Annotated in this window: 14 protein-coding genes; 6 read left to right on the top strand and 8 right to left on the bottom strand. The window is 44.5% G+C overall.

Going from position 1 to position 15,841, the window contains the following annotated elements:
- Positions 1–30: 30 nt before the first annotated feature.
- The 5 genes from AB6D07_RS05415 to AB6D07_RS05395 all read right to left on the bottom strand — a co-directional run bounded on the left by AB6D07_RS05415 (position 31) and on the right by AB6D07_RS05395 (position 4,471).
- A complete protein-coding gene (locus tag AB6D07_RS05415) occupies positions 31–594 on the bottom strand; it encodes a sugar O-acetyltransferase (protein WP_017102277.1) in 564 nt (187 codons plus the stop codon).
- A 203-nt stretch (positions 595–797) separates the two neighbouring features.
- Entirely contained in the window at positions 798–1,796 is a 999-nt protein-coding gene (locus AB6D07_RS05410) for a LacI family DNA-binding transcriptional regulator (RefSeq protein WP_017102276.1), read from the bottom strand.
- A gap of 99 nt (positions 1,797–1,895) precedes the next feature.
- Positions 1,896–3,335 (bottom strand): 6-phospho-beta-glucosidase, encoded by a 1,440-nt coding sequence (locus AB6D07_RS05405; RefSeq protein ID WP_017102275.1) that lies wholly within the window; start codon positions 3,333–3,335, stop codon positions 1,896–1,898.
- A 170-nt stretch (positions 3,336–3,505) separates the two neighbouring features.
- Positions 3,506–4,030 carry a hypothetical protein gene (locus AB6D07_RS05400; protein ID WP_029222797.1) on the bottom strand — a complete coding sequence of 175 codons (525 nt, stop codon included), beginning with the start codon at positions 4,028–4,030 and terminating at the stop codon, positions 3,506–3,508.
- Positions 4,031–4,081: 51 nt separating this feature from the next.
- The gene (locus tag AB6D07_RS05395) at positions 4,082–4,471 is read right to left on the bottom strand and encodes a VOC family protein (protein ID WP_017102273.1); all 390 of its coding nucleotides are present in this window, start codon (positions 4,469–4,471) and stop codon (positions 4,082–4,084) included.
- A 209-nt stretch (positions 4,472–4,680) separates the two neighbouring features.
- Here AB6D07_RS05395 and AB6D07_RS05390 point away from each other — a divergent pair, with 209 nt between their 5' ends.
- Complete coding sequence (locus tag AB6D07_RS05390) at positions 4,681–5,568, top strand: DMT family transporter (RefSeq protein WP_080518041.1); 888 nt, start codon at positions 4,681–4,683, stop codon at positions 5,566–5,568.
- Between the two features lie 88 nt (positions 5,569–5,656).
- Here AB6D07_RS05390 and AB6D07_RS05385 read toward each other — a convergent pair whose 3' ends face one another.
- Positions 5,657–6,571, bottom strand: a complete 915-nt coding sequence (locus AB6D07_RS05385) for a LysR family transcriptional regulator (RefSeq protein WP_017097566.1) — start codon at positions 6,569–6,571, stop codon at positions 5,657–5,659.
- Between the two features lie 188 nt (positions 6,572–6,759).
- Between AB6D07_RS05385 and AB6D07_RS05380 the strand changes: the two genes are divergently transcribed.
- Together AB6D07_RS05380 and AB6D07_RS05375 are read left to right on the top strand one after the other, a co-directional pair.
- Positions 6,760–8,832: an alkyl/aryl-sulfatase gene (locus AB6D07_RS05380; protein ID WP_372091908.1), complete on the top strand. Its 2,073-nt coding sequence runs from the start codon at positions 6,760–6,762 to the stop codon at positions 8,830–8,832.
- A 281-nt stretch (positions 8,833–9,113) separates the two neighbouring features.
- A complete protein-coding gene (locus AB6D07_RS05375; protein ID WP_032500570.1) occupies positions 9,114–9,923 on the top strand; it encodes an SDR family NAD(P)-dependent oxidoreductase in 810 nt (269 codons plus the stop codon).
- A 167-nt stretch (positions 9,924–10,090) separates the two neighbouring features.
- Here the strand turns inward: AB6D07_RS05375 and AB6D07_RS05370 are convergent, their stop codons facing one another.
- Both AB6D07_RS05370 and AB6D07_RS05365 read right to left on the bottom strand, forming a co-directional pair.
- Entirely contained in the window at positions 10,091–10,792 is a 702-nt protein-coding gene (locus AB6D07_RS05370; protein WP_029222795.1) for a lipoyl protein ligase domain-containing protein, read from the bottom strand.
- Between the two features lie 144 nt (positions 10,793–10,936).
- Positions 10,937–11,836: a hypothetical protein gene (locus AB6D07_RS05365; RefSeq protein WP_017102270.1), complete on the bottom strand. Its 900-nt coding sequence runs from the start codon at positions 11,834–11,836 to the stop codon at positions 10,937–10,939.
- 391 nt (positions 11,837–12,227) lie between these two features.
- On the opposite strand from AB6D07_RS05365, the gene AB6D07_RS05360 reads away from it, so the two are divergent.
- The 3 genes from AB6D07_RS05360 to AB6D07_RS05350 all read left to right on the top strand — a co-directional run bounded on the left by AB6D07_RS05360 (position 12,228) and on the right by AB6D07_RS05350 (position 15,769).
- Positions 12,228–13,127 (top strand): homocysteine S-methyltransferase family protein, encoded by a 900-nt coding sequence (locus AB6D07_RS05360; protein WP_029222794.1) that lies wholly within the window; start codon positions 12,228–12,230, stop codon positions 13,125–13,127.
- Positions 13,128–13,240: 113 nt separating this feature from the next.
- Positions 13,241–14,251, top strand: coding sequence for a Gfo/Idh/MocA family protein (locus tag AB6D07_RS05355; RefSeq protein WP_029222793.1), 1,011 nt, complete (start codon positions 13,241–13,243; stop codon positions 14,249–14,251).
- A gap of 9 nt (positions 14,252–14,260) precedes the next feature.
- The gene (locus tag AB6D07_RS05350) at positions 14,261–15,769 is read left to right on the top strand and encodes an SgrR family transcriptional regulator (protein ID WP_017102268.1); all 1,509 of its coding nucleotides are present in this window, start codon (positions 14,261–14,263) and stop codon (positions 15,767–15,769) included.
- The last annotated feature ends 72 nt before the right edge of the window (positions 15,770–15,841 follow it).

Raw genomic sequence — 15,841 nt, 5'->3', positions numbered from 1 at the left:
CTAGGTTCGGGCTTTGTCATTTAAATCTGATTATTGTCCGTTATCGATCGCTTTCAGCACTTTACATGGATTACCGACTGCAACCACATTGGCTGGGATGTCTTTGGTCACCACACTGCCTGCGCCAATCACGCTGTTTTCGCCAATGGTGACTCCGGGGCAAATGATCACACCACCGCCAAGCCAAACATTGTCACCAACGTTAATTGGCGTGCCAAATTCGACGCCTTCTTCTACTCGACCTTTCACATCGAGTGGATGACCTGCGGTAAGAATTTGAACGTTCGGGCCAAGCAGCACATTGTCACCAATAGTCACTTCAGCCACATCCAAAATCACGCAGTTAAAGTTAGCGTAGAAGTTCTTGCCCAGCTTGATGTTCGAGCCGTAATCACAACGGAACGGCGGCTCTAAGTGTGCATTTTCACAGCCCGGAATGAGCTCTTGCGTTGCCGCTTCCCATTCGGGTGTGTCTGGAATACTGTTATTGAGTTTTTGAAGCACCTTACGACATTCGATACGAGCTGAATAAAGCTCTTTATCCCAAGCCTGATAAGGTTCGCCTGCTAGCATTTTTTGTTTTTCTGTTTTCACGTTACTTACCTGTTCTCACATCACTTAGCTATTTTTATATTACTTAGCTAGTTTCACATTACTTAACTAATGCAGGTCAATTCATCGACCAAAAAACGCAATATCGCACATCTAAATAACAGTGAATAAGGAGTGTTTACGCTTGGTTTAAGAGATGCGCAGCTCGTCACTTTTTGTAGGTGAAATATGAAATGCGAACAGTGCTAATTTAGCTTCGCTATCGAATCACGTAACACCAAACTGCCGGTGGTATTGATAGTGGTCGCTTGCTCTGTTTCACCGACAATTTGCAGGATCGCCTTTTGTGTCATTTGCTCTAATGGCACACTGACAGACGTTAAGCTTGGCGTTAAAAACGCCCCTACTTTGCTGTTATCAAAACCAACGATAGAAACATCTTGAGGCAATGAGTACCCTAGTTCAGTTAACGCCTTAATCGCGCCAATCGCCATGTCATCGTTTTCAGACAAGATCGCAGTGAAGCTTGCTTTATTCTCCACTAAAGCTTGAGCCGCGTGGTAACCGCTCCCCATTGTCCAATCACCTTGAACGACTTTGGTTTCATCTAGTGCAATACCTTGCTTGGTTAACACATCTTGATAGGCTTGGTAACGCTGCTCATCAGTCGAAGATCCGGCTTTACCACGAATCACTGCAATATCGGTATGACCTTGCTCGATGATGTGTTCAACCATCAAACAAGCGCTCTGATAATGGTCGGTGGTAATAGAATGATTGGGCTTCGATGGCATTTCACGGTTGAGTACCAGAATCGGTGTGTCAGTGCTGTCGATGATCTTTGCAATCTCACATTCGGTTAAGCACTGTGGATAGATGATGATGCCCGCGCACTTCATATCCAGCAGGAAGTTGATCGCCTTTCTTTCGTCTTCTGCGCTGTGTTTACCATCGGTGATCACCAGCTGGTGATTCGACTTTTCACTGTAGGAAGCGGCGTGATACATCAAGGAAGAGAAGTAAGGGCCATTGAACAACTCATTGGTGATTACAAAGCCGATGAAATTGGTCTTCTTGGTCGCCAATTGCTGGGCCAACAAGTTCGGGCGATAACCTGTTTCTTGAATCGCATCAAATACCTTTTTCACCACATCTGGGCGCACGATGTTCTTGCCATTTAAGACACGAGAAACGGTCGATTTAGATACGCCTGCGCGGTTCGCGACATCAAGCATGGTTACCATTCGCTTCTTTTCCTTTATAAAAAATTAGCCGACATAGGCCGACTAATTCATTGCAAAATGACAGCTCACAGTTCACATAACTGCGCTGGGAAATGCATTCTAAATAGTGGCACCGTTAGATGCAATCACGCCTTTATACCACTCGAACGACTTCTTGCGCTTGCGTTCTAGTGAGCCAGACTGATCGTTGTGTTTATCTACGTAAATGAATCCGTAGCGTTTTTTCATCTCACCCGTGGTGAACGACACTAAATCGATACAGCCCCAAGGGGTGTAACCCATCAAGTCAACGCCATCAATCGCAACGGCTTTTTTCATCTCTTTGATGTGGTCACCAAGGTAAGCAATACGATAGTCATCATTAATGCTGCCGTCTTCTTCGATGGTATCGATAGCGCCAAAACCATTCTCAACAATAAACAATGGCACTTCATAACGTTCATACAAAGACGCTAAACAGAAACGCAAGCCTGTTGGATCAATTGGCCAGCCCCAATCGCTCGACTGGATGAACGGGTTATCGACCGAGTTCTCATGACCACCGTCCATCGCTTCTTCTGTCGATTGGTGAGAAGACGAATCCAATGTATTCGACATGTAGTAGCTAAAGCCTAAGTAATCGGCCCTACCTTCTTTTAGGATCTGCTCATCTTCTGGCTGCATCTCAATGTTGAAGCCTTTGATTGCCCAGTCACGCTTAGCGTAATTTGGGTAATGACCACGCACCATTACATCCGAGAAGAAATAACGGTCACGCATCGCTTGTTGTGCCACCATGATGTCTTCTGGCTTTGAAGAACGAGGATAGAAAGGCACCATCGCACACATTGCACCGATTTGAAGATCTGGATTGATCTCGTGACCTTTCTTAACCACCAAAGCACTGGCAACAAACTGATGGTGAACCGCTTGATACATGGCTTCTTGCGGCTTTTCACATTGTGGAAACTTCACGCCAGAACATAACCAACCAAAGATATCTGCTGAAGTATTCATCTGGTTATTTATCTCATTGAACGTCATCCAGTACTTAACCTTGTGCTGGTAGCGTTCCATCACTGTGGTTGAATACTTAACAAAGAAATCGATCACTTTACGGTTCATCCAGCCCCCGTATTCTTTGGCTAGATGGTAAGGCATTTCAAAGTGGCTCAGTGTTACCACAGGTTGAATGTCGTATTTCAGCAGCTCATCAAACAGATCATCGTAAAATGCTAAACCCGCTTCACACGGCTCAGCTTCATCGCCATTTGGGAAAATACGCGTCCAAGCGATACTGGTACGGAAACACTTAAAGCCCATCTCAGCAAATAACTTAATGTCTTCTTTATAACGATGGTAGAAATCCACTGCGACTTGGTTGGGGTAGTTTTCGCCATCAATCACACCATCGGTAATTCGACGTTGTACACCATGAGCGCCCGCTGTTAAAACATCAACAACACTGACACCTTTACCATTCGCATCCCAGCCGCCTTCTAGCTGATGCGCCGCAACCGCACCACCCCACAAAAAATCGTTCGGAAATTCGTTGTTCATACCATTACTCGCTACAAGTTATTCGCAAAAAAGATCAGGATTAGAGAGCTCATTGCAGCCCTGAAACCGATTTCAATAAATGCAAAGATACAGATTGAAACCGGTTTCAGCAATAACTAAACGATCTTTTTCTGATCGAACTACAGACTAATCAAAAGTCAGCGTTACGATCAGTGCTCTTCAAAATATTGATCATGTGTGTGTTTGCTAGATTGGTCTTGAGTTCCGGGATAGAACTGAACCAAAGTCTGATCGGCTAGTGTGAGGTGAATCCAACCCTCTTTGACTTTCAGCCAATTGGTGCCGTTGGTCTCGTAGACGGCAGGAAAACTGCCCCAGCCTGACTCTGATACCTGCAACTCTTGAAAACGGTCAATTGGAATGAGTTTATTGCTGTTGAAATCAGCACCGGAGTAAACCAACAGAGGCTTGATAGCATCGTTTGGCTTAAACGTATAACAGCTCACAGAGGCTGAAGTGCGATCAAACCACTGGTAAGGTTGTGCGCCTGTTAGATCATAGACCGTACAGTCGTTAAATTGAATGGCCCACTCTTGGTGAGCTTTAAAACCGAGGTAGCCTATTGGCTGTGATGGTTCAGCCTTCGAGTCAGTTTCTGGTTCATACACAGGTTCTGAGGTAGCACATCCCATAAGCCCAAGACTAAAAAGGAAAGTCACAGCAAGCTTCATCATTGTCATACCTCAGTTCCGTTAGTAGATGAGTAACTCAATTAAGTCTCTACATTAAACGGTAAGTTCCAAGCGATTACCATCAGGATCGAGCACACAGCTCTCATAATAGCCATCACCTGTTCTTCTTGGGCCATCTAAGCGCTCATAGCCGTCTTCAACCAAGCGTTGAGTCAGTTGATCGACCGCTTGTTCCGAACCTAGTGATATCGCCATATGAATGAAGCCTGTGAACTGGTCATAGATATCGTCTTTCGATTCAGGGACAGAGTACATTTCCATGATCTCTAAGCGACTACCGCTTTCAAAAGACAAGAAATATGAAGAGAAGCCTTTGCTTGGATTGTGATATTTCTGGTTGGACGTTGCACCAAAGTAATCCTCATAAAAACGTTTAAGCACTTCGAGTTGTTTGGTCCAAATTGCGATGTGTTCAATCTTCATTTTTATCACCTAATGTTTACATATGACACTAGATTACTCGTCAGACAAGGAAGGATAAACAGAACATAATTCATCAAAAGTGTTCCTATTTAATAGTCAGTTCCGTTATCAAAATGCCAACAATTAGCTGCACAGTATTAACATCTAAATTTGTGCAATACATAGCTTTGATCCATAGTCGGTGTTTTACACAATCTGAGATTCAAACTGTGAGCTTTTTAAAACTGATACTACTTGCGGCTATATGGGGAGGCTCGTTTCTTTTCATGAGAATGGCGGCTAATCCATTAGGGCCCGCAGTCTTGATTGAAGCGCGAGTTCTGTTTGCAGCACTTACTCTGCTTTTAGTTTCTTTTTATTTAAAAAAGAAGCTCTCTTTTCATGATCACGCTAAACACTTCTTCATTCTCGGGCTGTTTAACACCACACTTCCTTTTTTGCTTTTCGCTTATGCCGCGCAGACACTTAACGCCTCGACACTCGCCATCTTGAACTCTACCGCGCCAATATGGGCGGCAATCATTGGTGCGATATGGACTAAAACAGCACTCGAGGCGAAAGTTCTATTGGGACTTGGGATTGGGGTAACGGGAGTTGGCGTGTTAGTCGGTTGGGATGCGATGAACATTGGCCGTGAGGCTATGCTTCCTATCTTTGCAGCAGTGATGGCGGCCTTTAGCTACGGAATAGCGTCAAACTATACCAAACAAGCCCCTAAAGTTGAGGCATTCAACAATGCTCATGGCAGCATGTGGGCTGCGGTGTTGCTGGTTTTGCCATTTGTATTCTTTATTCCGATGAGAGAAACACCCGACGTTACGATCACTACGTCAGTTATCTTATTAGGCGCGGTATGTACTGGGTTAGCGTATCTACTTTACTTCAATCTCGTCTCTGAACTCGGCGCACCTTCAGCCCTGTCCGTGACCTTCATCATTCCGGTATTTGGTATTCTCTGGGGTAACTTGTTCTTAGATGAAGCAATTGGCATCAATACGATTGTTGGTTCAATTCTGGTTATCACCGGCACCATGTTGGTGACAGGAATGTCGCCAATGAAAATGCTCAAAGCCGCTCGTCAGAAACGCGCACAATAAGTTGATTGAATCCAAAAAACCTTATTAAAACCCTCAAGTAACAGAGACAAAAACGGCCTCCAAATGGAAGCCGTTTTTCATTGAATCGTTAACAACTTTGAGAGCTCGTCATGTATTGTTGAATCTTGGTTCTTAACCATTGATGTGCCGTGTTTAAGTCTGTTCGTTTATGCCAAATCATATACTGTTTCATCGGCAAGACCTCAAAAGGTTGCTCGAGCACTTGCAGTTGGAATCGCTCCGCAAACTGATTAGCAAAACCTCTAGATGTGCTACCAACACAGTCGGAGCCAGAGACCAACACACACATCGTCATCAATGAATCACATTCGGAACTGACTTTTCGCTGCTGTATCGGATTTTTTGTAAAGTAATCCGCGGTGTAAAGGTGAGAGCGACGCATTCTGAAGGTGATGTGTTTCTCATGATAATACTGCGCTTCCGTTACCGATCCATCAATCCTTGGATGCCCTTTCTTGGCGATCAGCACGAGCTCATCTTCAATCACTTGCTGGTTCATATAGCCATTCACTTGTGGGTAGTGAATATCGATCGCTAAGTCGGCTTGCTGCATGCTCAAACTCTGCAGCAGATCTTCTTCATTACTTGGCACCATATTGAATTCAATTGAGATATTACCAAGCGTATCGTCCTTTTCCACAAGGGGCTGAAGCTTGGTTAAACCGATCTCGTTGACCAGAATTCGAAACACATGATGTTGCTGATTATCAAACTGCTTTAAGGTACTGACAGCGCTGGTTATCCCGTCCAGTGCGGGCTCTACACGTAACGCCAACTGCATCGCTGCATTGGTCGGTGTTATACCTCTACCCTCTCGAATAAAAAGGTCTGTACCCAATTGTGCTTGCAGCCGTTTCAAAGCGCCACTGACTCCAGGTTGAGTCATACCAAGCGATTCTGATGCAAGCGTGATCGACTTTAATCGATACACTTCTAAGAACACGCTCAGTAGATTTAAATCCAACTTTTCCATGTCGCTCACCGTTACTCTCCCTGTCAATGTGCTCTTAATCAATCATAGGTCAGGTTTTATCTTCGTTCCCTAACCATTACACGACTCAATACATAGCCAATCGTGATGTGTTAACTAAAGCTTACTTTATTTTTTGCTATATGTCTTAGGCATATAATTCCCTCAACGAAACGAAATCCCGAATTGAAGAGGCACCTATGACTCCATCACGCACTTTCAAAAATGCATCACTGTTCCTAGCAATCTCTCTTGCGTTTCCTGCTATTGCAGCTAACCATGACCACGCACACTTTAGCGATATAGGCGATCAAGGTGGCAAAGACGCGACTGAGATGACGACGAAAGCAAACCAAGAATTCGCGAAAACGCTGAACTTCGAAGACACTCGCGCGTTCGACAATAACAACAAAGGGTTGATCGCGAGCTTCGATCAAGAAACTGGCGATATTATTCGCAACAGCTTCAACTTCATCGACCCTAGCGTGAACAATGCCGATCAAGCACCCGATTCAGTAAACCCTTCGCTTTGGCGTCAAGCCGTGCTAAACCAAGCTGCTGAAGGTTTGTACGAAGTTGTCCCAGGTAAAGTGTATCAAGTTCGTGGTGCTGATCTGGCGTCTATTTCTTTCATCCGCAGTGACAATGGTTGGATTGCTTACGACGTTCTTCTCACAAAAGAATCCGCGGCTAAGTCATTAAAGTTCTTCAAGAACAACGTGCCTGATGGTGGTGACTTACCTGTCGTAGCGATGATTTACTCACACTCACATGCCGATCACTTTGGCGGTGCACGAGCAATCAAAGAAGCTTACCCAGACGTAAAAGTGTACGGTTCTAAAAACATTACTAAAGAAATCGTCGACGAAAACGTATTGGCGGGTAATGCGATGTCTCGACGTACCGCTTATCAATATGGCGCAACACTGAATCGTCATGAGCACGGTATCGTGGATGCGGCACTCGCGAAAGGCTTGTCGACAGGCACCATCACTTACGTATTACCGGATTACGAACTTAACCATAGCGAAGAAATTGAAACGCTGGTTATCGATGGCCTAGAGATGCAATTCATGGATGCATCAGGCACTGAAGCGGCATCAGAAATGGTGACCTACATTCCGAGCATGAAGGCACTTTGGACTGGTGAGCTAACGTATCAAGGCATGCACAACCTCTACACATTGCGTGGTGCAAAAGTACGTGATGGCTTGAAGTGGTCTAAGAAGATCAACGAGATGTTGGTCACTTGGGGTGAAGATACCGAGGTATTGTTTGCCTCTCACTCATCGCCAATTTGGGGCGAACAAGAAATATCTGACTACCTAAAAATGCAACGTGACGCTTACGGTTTTACTCATAACCAAACACTTCGCCTAGCGAACAATGGTGTCGTTTTGCAAGACATTGGCGACGAGATATACAAAGTCATGCCAGACAGCATTCAACAGTCTTGGCACACCAATGGTTACCACGGTACTTACTCTCACAATGCTCGTGCGGTGTACAACATGTACCTTGGCTACTTCGACATGAACCCAGCCAATCTGAACCCGCTACCAATTCACCCAGAGTCGGTTAAATTTGTTGAATACATGGGTGGCAGCGACGCTGTGATTGAGAAAGCGCAGCAAGATTTCCAAGAAGGCGAATATCGCTTCGTTGCAACGGCACTTAACAAGGTTGTACAAGCGGAACCAGAGAACAAAAAAGCGCGTGGTTTACTGGCCGATACTTATGAACAGCTAGGCTACCAATCAGAAGGTGCTGGGTGGAGAAACATCTATCTAACAGGTGCTCAAGAACTGCGTATCGGCACACAACCGGGCGCACCAAAAACGGCTTCTCCGGATGTATTGGCGAACATGACCATCGAAAACTTGCTGGATTACTTAGCGGTAAAAGTGGACTCATTGAAGGCGCAAGACACGCCGTTTACCATGAATATCCAATTACCTGATGTGAAAGAGTTCTACTACGTAGAGATGTCGAATGGCAACCTGAACAACATTCAAGTAGCAGAACTGCAAGATGCGGATACAACACTGATCATCAATAAGTCTGACGTGTCTGATATCGTGCTTAAGAAAACAAGCCTTGGAAAACTGTTAGAAGACGGCCAAGCGGGCGTGAAAGGAGACAAAACATCGTTGAACAAATTGCTGTCTTCATTGACTGAAGCGGATACCTCTTTTGAGATTGTTCCTCGCCCAAACAAAGGCGAAGAAGTCGACGCTGAGTTGTACCAAAATTCACACGAGCACGCTCACTAAGCCGCTCTTAGGTATAATAATTACAACGTCAAACTGGCCTAAATAGGCTGAAACAAGGCTAATACGACCAAGCCTCAACCATTAAGCTGGTTGAGGCTTTTTTGATTTGAGCTTTATTCGATATCAAGAAAATAAAATGAAAAACCACACCCTTGTTTCACGGTTTCTCAATAGCAATACACATCCGTACTTTCTATATCTCAGCATGTGAAGTAGTAGAAACTTTGTGCAATCAAACTTTGTTATAAAAGTTGTCCGGACTCTTTATTCAAGGAAGGAAGATGCGAAAAAAGATCATGATTACAGGTGCGACAGATGGTATCGGTTTAGAGACCGCGAAAATGTTAGCCCAACAAGGGCATCACATCCTTATCCATGGACGTAACCCAACAAAACTCAGCAAAGTAGAAACCGGCCTTTCTCGATTGTCCAAGGATGCGATTATCGAAAGTTATGTTGCTGATCTCTCTTCTCTTTCTGAGGTTGAAGCCCTCGCCAACCAAATAAAGTCGAAGCATGAACAGCTCGATGTACTCATTAACAACGCTGGCGTCTACAAGGTTTCGGAAGTCACCACCTCAGACAACCTTGATGTACGTTTTGTTGTGAACACCATTGCCCCTTATTTGCTGACTCAAAAGCTGCTACCACTTTTTGATGCCAACGGTCGCATCGTCAATCTATCTTCAGCCGCTCAGTCATCGGTCGATCTCGAGGTACTTGTCAGCCCAAATCCTGACGCTTTAGATGGCCCCATCTACGCACAAAGTAAGTTGGCGTTAACGATGTGGTCAATCCATCTTGCGCACCAATTAAGAGATCAAGGGCCTCTAATCATTCCCGTTAATCCGGCCTCATTTCTTGGCAGTAAATTGGTTAAAGATGCGTATGGTTTAGAAGGTAATGACTTAGGGATTGGCGCTGATATCTTATGCCGAGCGGCACTATCGGAAGAGTTTTCTAACGCTTCTGGGAAGTATTTTGATAATGACTCAGGGCTATTTAAAGACCCTCATGCTGATGCATTAAATACGGAGAAAAATCAGAAGTTGGTGACGACTCTCGACCAGTTACTTGCAAAAAAGCTCTAGCTAATGCCACGCTCACTACTCAGATACAATGAGTGCTCCGTATTTAGGAGCACTCCACAACCCAAAGTTGTCAGATGTGGTTACGACAGAACTCCAGCAATTGTTTAGATAGAATTGAAATGGTTCATCCACCCGACAAGTTAACAGGTGTTAGCGAAAGGAAGACATTACGCATACTTGATGAAAGCTTGGCTTAACCGCTGAAAGAGTGAGTCTACGTTGGGAAGGCTCATCAAATGCGCGGACAACAGTGTATGAACCTGCGCATCCACTACGGTCGGGTTATCGCAAATTTGATTATAAAAATTCACAGGCGCAACAATATTCTCTAAGTCGGCATCTAACAAGATACAGGCTTGCGAAAGTACAATTTGGCCGCCCCCTTGTTTAAGCAATACACGCTGTGCAGTACCCACTATTTTTTGTCTATTGATATTGAGGTTGTAGTCACCATCACAATAAGAACCGGGGGTTGCGTGTACATCCACATCAATGCCCAGTTCTTTAAAAAACAGGGTTAATACATCGCATAAATGTCGATACGCTTTTGGGATATTGTAGGCTTCATCGCGAGGCCAATGGTAAATGTGCGATAGGTTAATGATCCCCGGTAGTTGAGGAACGGGAGCGCCACCTGTTTTTCGCGAAGTGAGTTGCCAGCCTTGTGCCACAAGTTGCTTTCTAGACTCTAACGTCACTGGCCACTTTTTACCCGCAGGCAAAACGAGTGTCGCCGTTTTTGCTTGCCAAAGCATTAAGGCTTGCGCAATCTCACCGGCTTGTATTTGCTGCAATAACTCAGCTTCTTTTTCAAACGCACGATCAACATCAATGTGCGGGTAACGTACGAGTTTATTCGTTAACTTCAATGCACTTTTCCTCTACAGATTGTGGTGACCGACCATTTAACGCTCTGAAATGGTTGATGACATATGGGACAATGTGGGATCAAAACAACACCAAAATTTAGTTATTGGCGCCATAGTGTTTGTTATATACCGCCTCAAGTTTGGTTAAATATTCTGGTTGCCTAATTTTTTCCAAAATGAATTTAAGAACTCATGTTCCGTTTTAGTCATAGGATATTGGAGTAAATTTCCCTCACGGATGTTAGCAAAAGCCATCTCTTTAGCATCCAGCTCGAAAATTATGCCCTGAGTGGTAAATTCAGTTAAAACCCCTAAACACTTATTTACTCTCTTATTCGCCAAAGTTTCTTTGTTACCCATAACAAAGTTTTTTAAAGTCTGAGCTGAAGCTTGTTGGTAACCTTCGATCTTCGGGAAAATAATAGGTGTCTCATTTTCCATCACGATATCAGTTACGTTCAAAGCGATCATACCTCTGCTTTTTGAAGATCGGTCTGTCGATAGACGTGTTCTAATTTGCTTATTGGCTTCTTGTACACGCTTACCTAGTTGTTTAAACGACTTCATTCGTTTGCACTCGACGTAAAATCGAGTTCCATCTATATCTACAACGAGATCTGAGATCCCCCTGAGATCAACAACATAACCAGCCTTGATGAAACGAGAAGCTACCCCAAGCTCAAATGCAAAATCTCTTGATTGATCTTTAGTCGTAGCATTTCTGAATCTCTGACCTGAGGTCATTTTCTTGATAGGTTCTAATATTTCATCAGCGTCAAAGGATTTGTATACATTCATGATACGAACAAGCTCGGCAGCTTCTTTGTGTGCATTCATGAAAACGGTAACACTTTCTTTGGCGTCTTTAGGTCCACCGCCTTTCAGAAACTCTTCAAGATCTTTTTCGTAAGCACCAAATCGAGTTTTCTGGTAAGGAACTCCAAAACTGCTAATCCACTCACAAGCTTCTGCATATGCTTCTTCAACTTGTTTGCCCTCATGGATAAACCTTTCACAATCAGGTTCGATATAGCTACTACTCAATACGATATCCTCTTTAACAACAGATTAGGTATATAACATTTTAATATCGTGCGAGCACGAATCCTTTCGCTAAACATATCAAAAAGATTGCTTATAACCAACTGAGTAATATATAGAAAACTCTAACTTTAAGTGTGAAATCATGCACGCACACATTACCTCCTACAAAAGGCTCGTTATCGCTCTGAACTTCCCATTGAGTTATCTATCTATTTATTAGCTTTTTTAAAAGTGGTTGTTCGTTCTATTCATGCTAAACCATAGTTAAAACCCGCTGTTATTTAAGCCATGATTCATTCTAGGCAACACAGAGTCTTGACGGCTTCTGTCAGACGAGGTTGTCTGATATGGTGGCGGCAGAACTTCAGCAATTGTTTAGATAGTATTGAATATGAAAACACTAACCATACTTGATGGCGGCATGGGCCGAGAACTCAAAGAAATTGGCGCGCCATTTTCTCAACCGCTTTGGAGCGCTCAAGCGCTGATTGAAGCACCCGAATTTGTCAGCCAAGCGCATCAAAACTTTGTCGATGCAGGTGCTGAAATCCTGATCACCAATAGCTACGCGTGTGTACCTTTTCACTTGGGTGAAGAGCTCTTTGAACAACGAGGCTTTGAACTCGCAGCACTATCTGGCGAACTGGCTAAAGCAGTTGCTGACAATGCTTCTCACACCGTGAAAGTGGCGGGCGCGATTCCACCGCCATTTGGCAGCTACCGACCAGATTTATTTAAGGTAGAAGAGGCAGCGCCAATCATTCAAACGCTTTACGATGCTCAAGACCCAAACATCGACCTTTGGATAGCGGAAACCATCTGTAGCCTGCAAGAATTCGATTCCATCCATTCGGTACTTAAGCAGTCAGATAAGCCGTGTTACTACGCATTCAGTTTGGAAGACACCAAGGGCGACGCTGCCAATATTCGTTCTGGTGAAAGCGTAACAAACGCGATCAAACTTGCCTGCCAATCAAACGCGACTGGCATAATGTTTAACTGCTCAGTGCCTGAAGTGATGGATCAAGCCATTATCGATGCTAAGAAAGTGATTGGTGAGCTAGGTAGTGATTTAGAAATTGGTGTCTACGCCAATAACTTTGCACCGATCAGTAGCGAACATGAAGCTAATGATATGCTTCAAGAGATACGTGAACTCGATGGACAAGGTTATTTAGTTTACGCAAAACGCTGGCACGCGCTGGGAGCGAATATTATCGGTGGTTGCTGCGGTATTGGACCAAAACACATTCAAGCCCTAGCCGATTGGAAACGCTCCACACAGAGCTGATCTAGAGTTTCAACTAGAATAAAATAAATAGAGAACAGGTTGAGAAATCTGTTCTCTATTTGTATGTGGCGTCTCTGAGTACACTGATACAAAACAACGATTTGGAGTAACTGATGAGCGACACGCAACGAAAAATTAAATGGGGCATCGCAGGGCTAGGCAATATCGCTAATCGATTCGCAACGGCAGTCACAGAACACTGTTTGCATGGTGAGCTGTATGCCGTTGCCGCAAGAGATCACTCACGCGCAGCCACGTTCGCCAACAAGTTTGGTTGCGACAAGGCTTATGGCTCTTATGAAGCCATGGCGAATGACCCAAGTGTTGAAGCGGTTTACATCGCTACGGTTCATCCTTATCACAAGCCTTTAGCTGAACTGTTTCTAAGCCATAAAAAACACGTATTGGTCGAGAAGCCCGCTTTCACCAATCTTGATGATTGGCTGGAGATGAAAGCTCTCGCAAATCAAAATGGTGTGATGTTGCTAGAAGCGATGAAAACAGTGGTGTTTCCCGCGTATCGTGAGCTTCAATCATTTTTGGTCGACAACAACATTCAGATAGACTCAATCGAAGCCAGCTTTGGCAACCATCATGACTATGAGCCCGACCTGTTTATCTTCAATCCAGATTTGTCAGGCGGAGCAACGCTCGATGTTGGGGTCTATGGGCTTTGGTTCTTCTACGATTTGTATCGAACGCTGGGTGTGAAACCTTCAAAACCTCAGGTAGAGATGTCGTGTCTGTATGAGGGCGCGAATGTCGATACCGATGCGTGCTTTACATTCTCTGGCGATATAAACGGTAAGATATCGGCATCAACAGTGCAGAACCTTCCCCGAACGGCACACTTGACTGGGCCTGATACCAAAATCACCATTCACGAAAAATGGTGGAATCCGGCCTTTATTGAGATTGAACATCAAGGGCAAAAATCGACCATCAACTGCCGAGTGACGGGGAATGGGTTCGAATTTGAAATCGACCATTTTTCAGGATTGGTGCTTCAAGGTAAAACTGAGTCGGATATCCTAAGCTCAGAGATAACCTCTCGAGTTCTCGATACGATGGAACAAGCACTGATTGACTCTGGCTATTCACATTTAACTCAACCTCGTCGTTAGGAAAGCAAATTGGGCAACCTTAAGCGCAAGCTTGAACTGTATGAAAAGATATTTCAGGCTTTTGGGCCTGGAGTATCGCATTGTCAGGTCAACCAACTGGCTACACTGCTGCATGTGAGTGAACGTCATGTTCAGACCTTAATAAAAGCGATGACAGCACAAGGTTGGATTGAGTGGCAAGCCAGCTCAGGCCGCAGCAAGAAAGCACAACTCACGTGTCTGGTTGAGCCCATTGAGGCGTGTTACCAATACACACAAACCCAAGCCGATGCGGGTAATATAGAACAGGTGTTTAGCACCTTAAGCTTCAATGGCCGCAATGCTAGCGCTGAGTTACAAGCCTTTCTAAGCAATACCAATCCGTCGGCGCAGAATATCGCGTACATCCCCTTTCACCGAGAACTCGAGGCTCTTCACCCTCAACGAGTACTTAGACGCACCGAACGCTTCTTAGTGATGCAAGTTTGCCAACGCCTAACCTCAGTTAAGCACGGTAAACTCAGCGGCGATCTGGCTTATCATTGGCAGGCTAATCAATATGCAACACAGTGGCACTTTCAGATTCGTAATGGTATTCACTTTCATAACGGTCGAACACTCGAACCTCAAGACATAGCGCGCAACCTTAACTCACTCTGCCAAAGCAAAATATGGCGTCGCTGTTATCAGCATATTGATGAGGTCTCTGCCTCGGCAGGTAATGTGGTTGTCGTGAAATTGAATCAACCTGATTGGCATTTACCGCGCTTACTTTCCAGAGTTGAAGCCTCCGTATTTGATCCCTCATCACCGACGGATAGGTTGATTGGTTCTGGCGCGTTCTCATTAGACATCTTCTCAAGCAAGATGTTGAGATTAAGCCGTAATAGCACGTATTCACATAGCACTCCGATTCTCAATCGAATCGAGTTGTGGGTCTATCCAGAATGGGCACAGGGTAAAGCCTGCGCTCAAAATCAGGTGTGCGTGAAACTGCCCGAAAAGACGACCACCGTGCGTGGCGATTACCATTCTTCTCAACCGGATTCTTGCTCGACGTTTTTCAAGATTCAAAACCCAGCATTAACTAAGTCACTTCGTGAATTTACTGTTGAAGACACCTCTGAATGCCAAACCCTTTTTGATCAATTATCAGTATCCGGCGACCACAAAACCAACGTGGAATATGGCCACTACCTAACTACCAAAGACGTCGCGCTATGCAGCATTATTGATGAAAACAACACCTTTTCCTCATGGTTAAGCTTCTTCAGTCGATTCCCGTTTGAGAGTTTATCTCTGCCAACTGAGATGCTAAATACAATCGAACAAGGCTTAGCCTCAATAAGAAGCCAGCCAAACTTTGAGTTAGCGATGAATGCGCTGTTGGCACTCAAGCATTGGTTGAATCACTCTGGAGTTGTGATTGAGCTAAAGCAAGAGGTGTTCAATTTGGAAATTTCTGAAAAGATACACAGCGCGCAAGTCAATGGTTTCGGTTGGTGCGAACTCGACCAATTATGGATCAACCATTTGTAATTTATGGCTAGACAAGTTTGCTAGCCTTTCCTACTTTCACATAATGGAGCGAGTCTAGTGTCGCGTACCGTT

It is taken from the genome of Vibrio sp. 10N.239.312.C11, assembly GCF_041466065.1.
GTDB classification, from domain to species: Bacteria; Pseudomonadota; Gammaproteobacteria; order Enterobacterales; family Vibrionaceae; genus Vibrio; species Vibrio tasmaniensis_A.
The sequence above is the reverse complement of the archived record's forward strand: the minus strand, read 5'-3'. Positions and strand labels throughout refer to the sequence as shown.

Excerpts from the sequence above, each read along its gene's own strand:
- AB6D07_RS05410 (WP_017102276.1), bottom strand. The coding sequence starts at position 1,796 with ATGGTAACCATGCTTGATGTCGCGAACCGCGCAGGCGTATCTAAATCG.
- AB6D07_RS05405 (WP_017102275.1), bottom strand. The coding sequence starts at position 3,335 with ATGAACAACGAATTTCCGAACGATTTTTTGTGGGGTGGTGCGGTTGCG.
- AB6D07_RS05400 (WP_029222797.1), bottom strand. The coding sequence starts at position 4,030 with ATGATGAAGCTTGCTGTGACTTTCCTTTTTAGTCTTGGGCTTATGGGA.
- AB6D07_RS05395 (WP_017102273.1), bottom strand. The coding sequence starts at position 4,471 with ATGAAGATTGAACACATCGCAATTTGGACCAAACAACTCGAAGTGCTT.
- AB6D07_RS05380 (WP_372091908.1), top strand. The coding sequence starts at position 6,760 with ATGACTCCATCACGCACTTTCAAAAATGCATCACTGTTCCTAGCAATC.
- AB6D07_RS05375 (WP_032500570.1), top strand. The coding sequence starts at position 9,114 with ATGCGAAAAAAGATCATGATTACAGGTGCGACAGATGGTATCGGTTTA.
- AB6D07_RS05360 (WP_029222794.1), top strand. The coding sequence starts at position 12,228 with ATGAAAACACTAACCATACTTGATGGCGGCATGGGCCGAGAACTCAAA.
- AB6D07_RS05355 (WP_029222793.1), top strand. The coding sequence starts at position 13,241 with ATGAGCGACACGCAACGAAAAATTAAATGGGGCATCGCAGGGCTAGGC.